The following is a 13,172-nucleotide window of genomic DNA, read 5'->3' as shown; positions in this document are numbered from 1 at the left end:
TATTACGTCAATACCAGTAGGCCTGATAAGCGGAACGCCATCAGGCATTCCTACGGGCATTTATTTTAATAAACGAACCCGGCAGTTCTTACCTTTGATCTTACCGTTCTGCAGTTGCTTCCACGCTTTATGTGCCACAGCCTGGCGAACGGCCACGTAGACATGCGCCGGATGAACGGCAATCTTGCCGATATCTGCCCCGTCCAGACCAATATCTCCGGTCAACGCCCCTAATACATCACCAGGCCGCATTTTAGCTTTTTTACCGCCATCGATGCACAGCGTCGCCATCTCAGCCTCCAGCGGCAGAATTGAGCCATTACCCGGTGCAGGCAGCCAGTTCAGCTTCAGTTGCAGCATCTCGGACAAAATATTGGCACGTTGCGCTTCTTCCGGCGCACAGAAGCTAATCGCCAGGCCACTGTTACCCGCACGGGCAGTACGTCCAATACGGTGTACATGAACTTCCGGATCCCATGCCAGTTCAAAGTTAACCACCAGCTCGAGCGATTTAATATCCAGGCCACGCGCCGCCACATCGGTGGCAACCAGAACACGGGCACTGCCGTTGGCAAAACGTACGAGCGTCTGGTCCCGATCGCGTTGCTCAAGATCGCCATGAAGCGATAATGCGCTTTGCCCTGCTGCGTTCAGTGCATCACAAACAGCCTGACAATCTTTTTTGGTGTTACAGAAAACTACACATGATGCCGGCTGGTGCTGGCTAAGTAATTTTTGCAACAGCGGAATTTTGCCGTGTGAGGAGATTTCAAAGAATTGTTGTTCAATCGCTGGCAACGCATCGACTGTATCAATCTCAATCGTTAACGGATTGTTCTGCACGCGACCACTGATCGCGGCAATCGCTTCCGGCCAGGTTGCGGAAAACAGCAATGTCTGACGGGACGCTGGCGCAAAGCGGATTACGTCATCAATTGCATCACTAAATCCCATATCCAGCATCCGATCGGCTTCATCCATCACCAGCGTATTCAACGCATCAAGGGAGACGGTGCCTTTTTGCAGGTGGTCGAGTAAACGTCCCGGCGTGGCAACAATAATATGTGGGGCATGTTGCAGAGAATCACGCTGTGCGCCAAAGGGCTGGCCACCGCACAGCGTCAAAATTTTGGTATTTGGCAGAAAACGCGCCAAACGACGCAATTCACCGGCGACCTGGTCAGCCAGTTCGCGGGTTGGGCACAGCACCAGCGACTGAGTCTGAAACAGCGCAGCATCAATGTGTTGTAACAGACCAAGACCAAACGCGGCCGTTTTGCCACTGCCGGTTTTTGCCTGCACACGAACATCTTTTCCTGCCAGGATTGCCGGCAACGCAGCGGCCTGAACAGGCGTCATTTCAAGATAACCCAGCTCATTAAGATTCTCGAGTTGGGCGGCAGGCAAAACATTCAGGGTTGAAAAAGCGGTCACAATTTAATCTCGCGGTAAAAACTCACATTCAGCAGGCGCGTATCCTCGCAGATCTGCGCCCGTGATGCGACAATTTAATCGGCTCTTCATCCGGTGACGGGTGCGGCATAGGTTGCGGACGAGGTATGGAGTCGGGAATCGGAACCGGGTCGGTGGGAACAGTATCGGAATGGGGACGTTGCAACTGCAACGGGGCGAATAAGCAGGTCATATTACCCTCCAGTGAGTCAGACTGACCCTTTTAGGGTAGACGCTGGTTTCCTGCAGGCAAAAAAAAGCCGACTAATCTAAGTCGGCGTCGTACGAATCAATTGTGCTATGCAGTAATTCAAAAAAGGAAGTAAGACAATATGGAGCGCAACGCCCATCGCTTGACGTTGCATTCACCTGCGAGAGAGATATTGCCCCGAATAGGTAGATGGTTTATTGACCTCGCTCAAAAACTTCGCCGTTTTCACTCACGAAAGTCAATAAAAAACGTAGTTGTTACAACCATTTACTACGATGCAACCATAAAGTAACACCACCAATCAGGACAACTAACAGAATACAGAATAGCGAAAAACCAAACTGCCAGCCGCCACCGGGAATCCCCCCGAGATTGACGCCAAACAGTCCGGTTAAAAATGTGCTGGGCAGAAAAACCATTGCCATCAACGACATGGTATAGGTTCTTCGCGCCAGAGATTCCTGCATAACCTGAGCAATTTCATCCGCCATAATGCCCGTCCGGGCGATGCATGCGTCGATCTCATCCAACCCTCTTCCCAATCTGTCGGCGATATCCTGCATCCGACGTCGGTGATCGTCAGTCATCCACGGTAAACGTTCACTGGCCAGGCGCGCATAAACATCGCGCTGAGGGGCCATATAGCGCCGCATGACTATCAGTTGTTTGCGCAGCAATGCCAGAAAACCGCGAGGCGGGATCTGCTGATCCAGCAGGTTGTCTTCCAGATCGATAATTTTGTCATGCAATTGTTCGATAAACTCACTGGCATGATCGGTTAAGGCATCACAAACATCCACAAGCCAGCTACCACAGTCAGACGGTCCCGTCCCTTCCTGCAAGTCACTTACCACATCATCCAGTGCCAGCACTTTACGCTGACGTGTTGAGACAATCAGGCGTTCATCCATATATAAGCGCATGGCGACAAGCTGGTCAGGGCGTTCGTCGGTGCTGCCATTAATACAGCGTAACGTAATCAGCGTCCCTTCCCCGATCCTGCTTACGCGCGGGCGAGTACTTTCTCCCGCCAGTGCATCACGCACATTATTAGGAAGCAGAGGCGTTGTCGCCAGCCATTGCGCGCTATCAGAATGGGTGTAATTAAGATGCAGCCAGCACGGATGCGCACTGTCGATAACATCGTTGTCTTCCAGCGGTTTCACGCCACCGCGACCATCCAGCAGCCAGGCAAACACGGCATCCGGCACATTAACTTCGGTTCCCTTAATGGCTTCCACAGCGCCTCCATAAACATTCAAACTTTTTGTTAGTCTAGTCTTCAGTATATGTTAAGCAATATCGCATTGTCCCATTATGCTGAAATGATTCATAAAAGTGTTCAAGAAAATAAAAAGCGCCGACGGGTTCGGCGCTGTGGCGAGCAGATGTTGAATCTTAATATGAAGAACTGCATTTAACCCGTTGATGTAGTCCGGAGACAGGAGAATCTCGATGCAAGATCGTGGTTGTTTCGACAGATATATTTTTACTTAAGCGAAATTTATGTGTACGTGACAGAAGATCATTCACCTGACTTTTCAGGATACCGGACGAATCAGATAACTCATCGACCATGCTGACATTACTTTGCGTCACGTTTTCCAGTTCGGCAAGAGCCTGGGTAATTCTGGTGATCCCGTTTTCCTGTTCCCGTGTGGTTGTTAATATCTCCGCCATCAGCTGATTTAATTGCCCTGCACCACCCACAATATCCTGCATGTTTTTTTCGGCTTCACGTACAACCGCCGCCCCCTGCTGGACATTGTGATGCGTTTCATCGATAAGCCGTTTAATACTTTTTGCCGCTTCTGCGCTACGATGTGCCAATATTCTCACTTCACCTGCAACGACAGAAAAACCTTTGCCATGTTCACCAGCCCTCGCCGCCTCAACCGCCGCATTCAATGCCAGAATATTCGTCTGGAATGCAATACCATCTATTAACGCGATAATTTCAGTCATCTGCTGAGCGCAGTCGGTGATCGAGCGCATATTGGTGGCGACCTGCACCATTAAATCGCCCCCCTGGCGAGCAGATTGTGTCGCAATATTTGCCTGGGCGCTCGCCATGTGCGTATTGTCTGCATTATTGCGCGTACTAACCGCTATCTCATCCATATTCGCAGCTGTTTGCATTAACGCGCCAGACTGCTGTTCCGTTTTTACTGACAGTTCAGCGCTACGCTCCGCGAGTTGTTCAGAAAGCGTCATCACGGTCCGCGAAGAGGATCTGATCTCACTGACTAACGTGGAAATATTACTCGCCAGACTGTTAATTCCCGGAATAAGTCTGCCAGCACAATTATTACCGAACTCAGGAATACTCATTGCCAGATTCCCTGCAGTCACCTCTTCAATGCTTTCTTTTACCGTATTAATCGGCACGACGAGATATTTTGTCATATACCACCATAAATATAATAGTGAAATAGTACAAACCACATCAGTGCCAATAATGACATTAAATCCTGCAGATAATATTACCTCTACGATATTGAGGACCACTACGGTACATACCAGAAATAAAGTAATAAACGTCCTGACGCTTATATTATTTAACATTTTAATCCTGCCTGCCAAAGAATAACGCGGAGTATTATTTTTTATAGCACCTGCAATGCAGATTGCCATTCCGCGATACCGAAAGTTCCACTTTCAATGAGAGCATGCCGCCTTTTCACTTAAAGCACACTATCACACCACCAGTTTACATTAGTCTGGTTATTTATCCCGCATAAGCTGGCGTTCACGCCAGTTGCCAGACTATTGTCACCCAGTGCACAATGCGAACAAAAATACGCCAAATCATAAACTCGGTGAATGTTTTCATAAGCAAACATCACATACTCCACCGTTATAGCGGCTCAGACTAATACTGCTGACAGGAAACTAAGAACGCGCCTGGTTTTACCAGGTTAACTGGACAGAATCTGCTAGATTTATCATCACGGTTTTTTATCGATGGGTAGTAAGATGTTGCACGTGTCATGGGACCCTGTACTGATTGGGATTTCCTTTGTTGTCGCATTCATTGCTTCGTTTATTGCCCTCGATAGCGCAGGGAAAGTGGCGATCTCTAGTCGTCGGGAATCGACTTTCTGGCGTTTATCTGGCGGGGCAACGCTGGGGATGGGGATCTGGTCGATGCATTTTATTGGCATGCTGGCCATGAAAATGAGTATGCCAATTAATTATCACTTTTCACTCACGGCATTTTCTTTTTTGATCGCACTCATTTCCGCGACGCTTGCCATCAATATTGCGATATCAGGTCAAACGCTTTCGGCCAGGCGGCTTATTGTTGCAACAAGCCTATTAAGCACCGGTGTTGTGACCATGCACTACGTTGGCATGGTCGCTATCGTTGAACATGTTGCTATCCGCTGGCAGTTCTCACTCATTTTGCTTTCCGTGGTCATTGCCATTATCGCGTCAGGGATCGGCCTGTGGTTAGCTTTTCATTTGCGGCAAAATACCCGACGCGCATTAATAAACCGACTTATTGCCGCTCTGGTAATGGCGCTGGCGATCGCCTCAATGCATTACACCGGGATGGGGGCGGCCACCTTCACGCATTTCGGTCACACTGCGCATGACGGACTGAGCACGCTGGAACTCTCTATCTGGGTCTGCGCCGTCACGCTGGTGATTCTGGGTATTATGCTGGTCATTTCGATGGTGGATTCTCAGCTACGCACCTCAAGACTGGCCGATAATCTGCATCAACTGAACTGCCAGCTTGAGCACCAGGTCCACTTCGATGCGCTGACCGGCCTTGCCAATCGAACGCAAATAGACGTCTGCTTACAGACCTGCCTGCGTCATTCCAAACTGCATCAACAACACTTCGCCCTGGTCTTTATCGACCTTGATCGATTCAAAATCGTAAACGACACCTGGGGCCATCACATTGGCGATCAGTTGCTTATCTCCAGCACACAACGCATATACAACTGCCTTGAGGACACCATGACGCTGGCGAGGCTGGGTGGTGATGAATTTATCCTGCTGGTGCCAAACAGCAACCGGGAAGCAATTTCAGTGCTGATGACCCGTATTGCCAGCGCCGTCAAAGAACCTTTTACACTGTTTGGACATACCATTCGCGTTTCGTTAAGCGCGGGAAGCAGTCTTTATCCCGAACACGGCTCAACGTTACATGAGCTAAAAGTTAAAGCCGATACTGCGATGTATCATGTCAAACAGGCTGGCAGAAACGGCTGGGCGATTTATACCCCAGAGATGGAGGCTATCGCCGATACGCCGCCAACGTTCTTGCAGGAACTGTCGCAAGCGCTTGAGCGGAATCAATTTGAATTATGGTATCAACCTAAATACACCGCCGGGGATCGCTCTCTGACGGGTTTTGAGGCGTTGTTACGCTGGCACCATCCTGAACGCGGCATTCTGCTGCCGGCTGAATTCCTGCCAGCACTTGAAGAAACAGGCCTGATTATTCCTGTCGGCACCTGGGTTCTCCAGCAGGCATGCAGTCAGTTATATCAATGGAAGTCACAAGGCCACACGGAGTGGACCCTTGCCGTTAATCTGTCACCAGCCCAGTTTGAACAACCTGATATTGTCGATATAGTCTGCAACGCCCTGGCACAATATCAGCTTTCACCAGCACATCTCACGCTGGAACTGACTGAAAGTACGGCACTTAAAAATTTAAAACGCAGCGTAGAAGTCCTGAACGCGTTTGCCGATTTGGGGATCACCGTTTCTATTGATGATTTTGGCACCGGTTATTCAAATATATTGATGCTGAAATCACTTCCGGCACGAGAATTAAAAATCGACAGAATATTTGTCAAAGATATTAGTGAGAACAGCAAAAATACAAAAATCGTGTCTACTATTATAGACATAGCGCACTCTATGAATATGCGCGTTGTGGCAGAGGGTATAGAGACCCAGGAGCAGGAAACGCTGTTAACCCAGATGGGCTGCGGTGTGCTGCAAGGCTTCCTGTATGCGAAACCGCTGCCAGCACATAAAATCTATGGCTTGATACAAACTGAAAACGCCACAAAAGTAAAACCAACGGTACAACCCTTGTCTCACCGACAATCAATAACATTGTGAGATTGCATAATTAAAAAAATTCGCCAATAAACCGGCAACACAGCATATGAAGATAACGGGATTATCGATGAGCATAAACGAGCTGCATTCACTGGATTTATTAACCATTCCGGTCTGGATCGTTTCGCCACATACCGAAGAACTGGTGTTCGCCAATACCGTTGCACGGGAACTGATGCAGGCCCCGTGTTTCCCCCCTCTCAGAAAAGGCACATTCTCCACGCACGCACAAAATGATTTACCTATGTATCTTAGTGATTTGCGAAATCATCATGACATTGTAGAGATACTCACGGTTTACCGCGAAAGCGAGGAAATCGCGCTGGCCTGTCGTTTGTCCATCAGGACGCTTCAGGATATAGGTGATGTTATCCTCTATGAAGGCATTGAAACACCGACAGCGCAAGGTCTGAAAGCCAGCCGCTCTGCCACCTATCAGCGGAAAAAACAAGGATTCTATGCCCGTTTTTTCCAGACTAACTCAGCACCCATGTTGCTTATTGATCCGTCACGCGACGGATTGATTGTGGATGCAAATCTCAGTGCCCTGAATTTCTATGGCTATGATCATGACGTGATGTGTCAGAAGCATACCTGGGAAATCAATATGCTGGGGCGCCATATATTGCCGATAATGCATAAAATTGCGCATCTTCCTGGTGGCCATAAGCCCTTACATTTTGTCCACAGACTTGCCGATGGAAGCACCCGTCACGTACAAACCTATGCCGGTCCTATCGAAATCTACGGCAATAAGCTGATGCTGTGCATTGTTCACGATATTACCGAGCAAAAACGTCTGGAACTGGAACTGGAACGCGCCGCCTTGCATGACGCGTTAACCGGATTACTCAACCGGCGGCATTTTTATCAGATAACTGAGCCAGCGCAGACACACACAACATCGTTAACGCAGGATTACAGTTTGCTGCTAATCGACACCGACCGGTTTAAAAGCATCAACGATCTTTTCGGGCATTTAAAAGGGGATGATGTACTTTGCGCGTTGGCACGCACCCTGGAATCCTGTGCAAGAAAAGACGATCTGGTTTTTCGTTGGGGGGGAGAAGAGTTTGTACTGCTTTTGCCACGCACGTCTTTAGATGCAGCACTTAATCTCGCTGAAGTAATACGCGCGACGGTAGCCAAGGTGAGCCTCCCTGGCCTTCCCCGCTTTACTGTCAGTATTGGTGTGGCGCGACACGAAGCCAATGAAAGTATTGATGAGTTATTTAAACGCGTGGACGACGCATTGTACAAAGCCAAAAATGAAGGCAGAAACAGAGTGCTGGCTGCCTGATGACTACCCTGTCTAGCGACTACGTTTAGCGTGGCGTTCCCAGTTCTCCTGTTTCGCCAGCGCCGTTTTACGTAACGCCACATAACATGCCCCGCTGCCGCCATGATGCGGCAGTGCGGTGCAGAAAGCCTGCACATCATCAAACTCCGTTAACCAACGCGCGACGTAGCTACGAACGATGTTGGCATGGGAGTTATCATCACGCCCCTTACCGTGAATCACCAGGACGTTGCGCAACCCATCCTGCTGCGCCTGTAAAATAAAGCTAAATAGCATCTGGCGGCAGGTTTCAACGGGCTGTCGCACAAGATTAAGGCTTGCTTGTTGCGGATATTTCCCGGTGCGCAGCTTGTCAGTCACGCCATGCTGTAACCCTTCACGACGAAACTCCAGCGGAACGCTCAGCGGGACGATATCCAGAAAACCTGTCGAGAGAAAGTTATCCAGCTGCAGCGTATCAATACGTGCCGGGGCGCGAAGATTACGCGTTGGCTGCCAGTGAACATCGGCGCATCCCTTCAGTGGTTGAACATCCCCCATGGCGTCAAGAAACAGCGATGCTTCATCAAGGTTCATGTTTCATCCTCCAGCGATTATGCGACGGTCATTATCATAACCGCGCACTATTATACCGACAACGGTTTACGGTTATTTCCAATAACGCACCGTTTGACATTCCCTTACCCCCACAAGTTAAGATCCGTTTTTGGGGGTATAGCTGCGACTATCATTGACATGATAATGTGTAACCCCGCCAGTAATGAGAGAAACGGATGCTGAACTTACTTGAAGACACCATTGCAACGCCCCTTGGCCCGTTGTGGGTAATTTGTGATGAGCAATTTCGCCTGCGTGCGGTTGAATGGGATCAACATCGCGATCGTATGGAGCAATTGCTGGATATTCATTATCGTTCTGAGGGCTATCAGCGTATTGCTGCCAAAAACCCCGGAGGGTTAAGCGATAAGCTGGCAGAGTATTTTGCGGGAAATCTCAGCATTATAGACACGCTTGAAACCGCAACCGCGGGAACCCCTTTCCAACGCGAGGTCTGGAAAGCGTTGCGTACTATCCCCTGCGGGCAGGTCATGCATTATGGACAACTGGCTGAACAGCTGGGGCGCCCCGGTGCCGCCAGAGCCGTTGGCGCGGCTAATGGTTCCAATCCTGTCAGCATCGTCGTCCCGTGCCACCGCGTGATTGGACGGAATGGCACAATGACTGGATATGCGGGTGGCGTGCAGCGAAAAGAGTGGTTATTGCGCCATGAAGGCTATCTGTTACTCTAGAATCCAGGCAATTAATGCCTTATTCATCACACTTCCACACAATACACCCACAAATAAAGTGCGGTTAATCATATAGATACAAACATTCAACTCGCTTATGCCTGAATTATTCTCTATTGGGAGTAGCTCAGGCTTACGTGCTCACCAAAAAGATGTTAAAATTGACAAATATCAATTACGGCTTGAGCAGACCTATGATCCCGGAAAAGCGAATTATACGGCGCATTCAGTCTGGCGGTTGTGCTATCCATTGCCAGGATTGCAGCATCAGCCAGCTTTGCATCCCGTTCACACTTAACGAGCATGAGCTTGACCAGCTCGATAACATTATCGAGCGCAAAAAGCCTATCCAAAAGGGGCAAACGCTCTTTAAAGCAGGTGACGAGCTTAAGTCACTCTATGCTATCCGTTCCGGAACGATAAAAAGCTATACCATTACCGAACAAGGCGATGAGCAAATCACCGGTTTCCACTTAGCGGGTGACCTGGTTGGTTTTGACGCAATTGGCAGCGGTCATCACCCAAGCTTTGCCCAGGCGCTGGAAACGTCAATGGTATGCGAAATTCCTTTCGAAACCCTGGATGACCTGTCCGGTAAAATGCCGAACCTGCGTCAGCAGATGATGCGTCTGATGAGTGGCGAAATCAAAGGCGACCAGGACATGATCCTGCTGCTGTCGAAGAAGAATGCTGAAGAGCGCCTGGCGGCCTTCATCTACAATCTGTCCCGCCGTTTTGCCCAGCGAGGCTTCTCTCCGCGCGAATTCCGTCTGACGATGACCCGTGGCGATATCGGGAATTACCTCGGCCTGACGGTTGAAACCATCAGCCGCCTGCTGGGTCGCTTCCAGAAAAGCGGTATGCTGGCGGTGAAAGGCAAATATATCACTATTGAGAATAGCGACGCGCTGGCCGTCCTTGCTGGCCACACGCGTAACGTTGCGTAACCTTCTCAGTTAACCTTCTGTCAAATTGCTAAATTACCCCAATTTAATAGTTTGGCAGAAGGCATTTCTGTTCTGATTTAATTAAAATATAAACACTATAAGTGTACTCAATATAAATATCCCCATCATTAATGCTGTCACAATAACTACGGTTAAACACTCTTTCCTGCCTGGTTGCATAAAAAACCTCTGAGGTGATTCAATTAAATAACCAGACCATTCCATGGTCAGACGTTTACTTCTGTAAATAATCCAAAATTATCAGCCGAGATAATGACGCAGGAGAGCAGCGGTCAGCACACCAATAGCAACGGTGACAGGCATAGGAAAACGTAATGCGGCGATCAGTGTTAAACCTAATGCGATAAGATCGGCAGGGTTTCCGGACGCAAAATAAGGTGCGATAAAGGCCAGCATGACGCATCCTGGAGATGATTTAAGAACCGCCATCGATCTGGGGGATAACACCCGGTTGCGCAATATCATGTACGACGCAATACGTGTCGCATAGGTGGTCAGAACCATCAGGAGGATGGCGAACAGCGTTTGCTGGTCTGGCATTATTTATCTCCCTGCAACCAGGCAACCACTAATCCCACCAACGGACCTGCCATGACATACCAGACACCGGGGACGTAATGATAAACCGCAACCGCAACAATCAGGCTGGCAAACCACGGTATCGCTTTGCGAAAGCCGCTCCACATACCCCTGACAAGCACAAGGAATACGGCGGGAAACGCCATATCAAAACCGTAACGATGAACATCGCCAAGCACGGGACCGATTAACGCACCTAACGTGGTACAACCTACCCACATAATATAAAAAGAAAAAGAAGCAGCTAAATAATAAGGCATGCTAAAATGAGGAACATTATTAATGCTTCTTTTATGTGCATCACTATAACTTAACGCCCAACTTTCATCAGTCATAAAAAAAAGCGCAGGTAAAACTTTACGCTTAGGAAAACGCATCAACAGCGGAACAAGAGTTGCGCCCATCAGAATATGTCTGCTATTAACCAGGAATGTGACTGCCATAATAAGAAAAATATGGGGAGGTGACGTCCAGATTTGTATTGCTGCAAATTCAGAGCCACCAGCGAAATTTAATCCCGTCATTAGCGGAACAGCTAAACCACTGAGTCCTTTATGGCTGGCCTGAGCCCCCAAAACCAGCGCAAAAGGGATCACGCCAAGTAAAACGGGAAAACCGTCTTTTAAACCACGGACAACGTCTTTTCTAATACTATCAAAAGCTGTCGGATCATCTGCAGATCCTGCGCCATCTATACTTTCACTCATACTTTTCACACTCATACCCGATGCCTGTTTTGACCCATTTTGATACTGGCGTCAGAATAGAATGTGTGACACTATTAGTAAATATAAATAGTGTCACATTACACTTATGGTGATCCGATGCGCGAGCGTTCTCCCTGGCAGCCGAGACTGTCCAGCAATGCAACATCTCCAACAGAACAATTAGTTGAGGCCCTGGCCGAAGATATCCTTTCAGGATCGCTTCAGCATGGCGCCCGCTTACCAGCCCACCGTAATTTAGCGGACACATTGGGTATCGGGCTTGGCACCGTAACGAAAGCCTATGGGATCCTTGAGAAACGTGGACTTGTCAGAAGTGTGAAAGGAAGCGGGATGTTTGTGGCACTGGCAAATTCGCGTGGTCAGACCGTCATCGATTTGTCACAAAATACGCCCCCGGCTGCGCTAAGCTCGCGTTCACTCAGCGCGACACTTTCAGCGATCGCTCGCCGTCCGGATATGGATATGTTCAACACCTACGCGCCAGCAGCCGGTCATGACGAACACCGCCGCCTGATGGCTCGCTGGTTCAACAGGCTGGGCATGCCCGCTGATTATCGCCAACTCATTATTACCAGCGGAGCGCAACATGCGCTTTCAGTGGCGTTATCGACGGTATGCGAACCTTTTGGGACACTTTATGTGGAGGCGCAAACGTATTCTGGACTGATCCAACTTTCACGGCTGTTAAAACTGAAACTGGTTGGCATTCCGATGGATGACGAAGGGATGGATGTTTCAGTATTGGAGAAAATGCTGGATGCCAGCGATGATAAACGCAGTGCGGTGTATGTCACTCCCCTGCTACAAAGCCCTTCAACACGCATAATGAGTCTTGCCCGGCGAAAAGACCTGATACGCGTTTGCCGCGCAAACGCATTATTTATTATCGAAGATGATGTCTATCGACTCACCCGTAATATTGAACTCCCACAAATTGCCCGATTAGCACCAGATATCACTTTGTATGTTAATAGCTTATCTAAAATACTGAATCCCACACTACGCATCGGCGGGCTTCTGCTGCCTGAACAGCTATATTCCCGCGCTGAATCCATGCTCAGAGCAACGGCAATGATGGTTTCCCCGATAAGTTGCGCGATCATGGAGCAATGGTTACTTGATGGTACTGCGGAAACCGTAACCTCTGCGATAGAACACGAAACAGTTCGCCGCTATGAATTAGCCTTTTCTATTTTGGGTGAGCATCTTTATCGCTCCGGGCATCCCAGTTTTCACCTCTGGTTGCCACTGGCTCGCGAAAGCGTACAGCCATTCTATGAAGCAGCCTTAGCGGCAGGGATCAAAGTTACCTCACCCGCATCAACAGAAGTTAATCCGTTATCCGAGCAGTCAGGTATCCGACTGTGCATTGGTGGACCGGAGATCGAACAACTTCACCGGGCACTCTTAACACTAAAAGAGATTGCCGGGCAGTTGAAACGTCCACGCGCCCAAACCTTTCCCGTGTAACGCACGAGCACAATAGAAACAACGAAAAATGGTTTAAATTGAGCGGGATGTGGGGAAAAGCTGGAGATTTCCCCAGTTTATTGA

The 13,172-nt window shown here is 48.9% G+C and carries 11 protein-coding genes; 5 read left to right on the top strand and 6 right to left on the bottom strand.

Features of this window, described 5'->3' with window-relative positions:
• Window positions 1–60 precede the first annotated feature (60 nt).
• The 3 genes from dbpA to HV041_RS08200 form a co-directional block, all read right to left on the bottom strand.
• A complete protein-coding gene (gene dbpA, locus HV041_RS08210; RefSeq protein ID WP_048211548.1) occupies window positions 61–1,434 on the bottom strand; it encodes an ATP-dependent RNA helicase DbpA in 1,374 nt (457 codons plus the stop codon).
• Between the two features lie 486 nt (window positions 1,435–1,920).
• On the bottom strand, window positions 1,921–2,904 hold the full coding sequence (zntB, locus tag HV041_RS08205) for a zinc transporter ZntB (RefSeq protein WP_048211547.1): 984 nt from the start codon (window positions 2,902–2,904) through the stop codon (window positions 1,921–1,923).
• Between the two features lie 157 nt (window positions 2,905–3,061).
• A complete protein-coding gene (locus HV041_RS08200) occupies window positions 3,062–4,228 on the bottom strand; it encodes a methyl-accepting chemotaxis protein (protein WP_226814052.1) in 1,167 nt (388 codons plus the stop codon).
• A gap of 411 nt (window positions 4,229–4,639) precedes the next feature.
• On the opposite strand from HV041_RS08200, the gene HV041_RS08195 reads away from it, so the two are divergent.
• Together HV041_RS08195 and HV041_RS08190 are read left to right on the top strand one after the other, a co-directional pair.
• Window positions 4,640–6,754, top strand: coding sequence for a bifunctional diguanylate cyclase/phosphodiesterase (locus tag HV041_RS08195; RefSeq protein ID WP_121584695.1), 2,115 nt, complete (start codon window positions 4,640–4,642; stop codon window positions 6,752–6,754).
• Between the two features lie 67 nt (window positions 6,755–6,821).
• A complete protein-coding gene (locus HV041_RS08190; protein WP_048211544.1) occupies window positions 6,822–8,054 on the top strand; it encodes a sensor domain-containing diguanylate cyclase in 1,233 nt (410 codons plus the stop codon).
• A gap of 12 nt (window positions 8,055–8,066) precedes the next feature.
• Here HV041_RS08190 and smrA read toward each other — a convergent pair whose 3' ends face one another.
• A complete protein-coding gene (gene smrA / locus HV041_RS08185; protein WP_121584697.1) occupies window positions 8,067–8,630 on the bottom strand; it encodes a DNA endonuclease SmrA in 564 nt (187 codons plus the stop codon).
• A 197-nt stretch (window positions 8,631–8,827) separates the two neighbouring features.
• On the opposite strand from smrA, the gene ogt reads away from it, so the two are divergent.
• Entirely contained in the window at window positions 8,828–9,343 is a 516-nt protein-coding gene (ogt, locus tag HV041_RS08180) for a methylated-DNA--[protein]-cysteine S-methyltransferase (RefSeq protein WP_121584698.1), read from the top strand.
• Window positions 9,344–9,537: 194 nt separating this feature from the next.
• Window positions 9,538–10,290 carry a fumarate/nitrate reduction transcriptional regulator Fnr gene (gene fnr, locus HV041_RS08175; RefSeq protein WP_003020397.1) on the top strand — a complete coding sequence of 251 codons (753 nt, stop codon included), beginning with the start codon at window positions 9,538–9,540 and terminating at the stop codon, window positions 10,288–10,290.
• A gap of 261 nt (window positions 10,291–10,551) precedes the next feature.
• On the opposite strand, the gene HV041_RS08170 is transcribed toward fnr, so the two are convergent.
• Together HV041_RS08170 and HV041_RS08165 are read right to left on the bottom strand one after the other, a co-directional pair.
• Window positions 10,552–10,851, bottom strand: a complete 300-nt coding sequence (locus tag HV041_RS08170) for an AzlD family protein (RefSeq protein WP_121584699.1) — start codon at window positions 10,849–10,851, stop codon at window positions 10,552–10,554.
• Window positions 10,851–11,612: an AzlC family ABC transporter permease gene (locus HV041_RS08165; protein ID WP_161958606.1), complete on the bottom strand. Its 762-nt coding sequence runs from the start codon at window positions 11,610–11,612 to the stop codon at window positions 10,851–10,853. The genes HV041_RS08170 and HV041_RS08165 overlap by 1 nt, the downstream gene beginning before the upstream one ends.
• A gap of 102 nt (window positions 11,613–11,714) precedes the next feature.
• Between HV041_RS08165 and HV041_RS08160 the strand changes: the two genes are divergently transcribed.
• Complete coding sequence (locus HV041_RS08160; protein WP_121584700.1) at window positions 11,715–13,088, top strand: PLP-dependent aminotransferase family protein; 1,374 nt, start codon at window positions 11,715–11,717, stop codon at window positions 13,086–13,088.
• Window positions 13,089–13,172 lie beyond the last annotated feature (84 nt).

Origin of the sequence: Citrobacter sp. RHBSTW-00029, assembly GCF_014104295.1 — a bacterium.
Classification (GTDB): Bacteria; Pseudomonadota; Gammaproteobacteria; order Enterobacterales; family Enterobacteriaceae; genus Citrobacter; species Citrobacter youngae.
The sequence above is the reverse complement of the archived record's forward strand: the minus strand, read 5'-3'. Positions and strand labels throughout refer to the sequence as shown.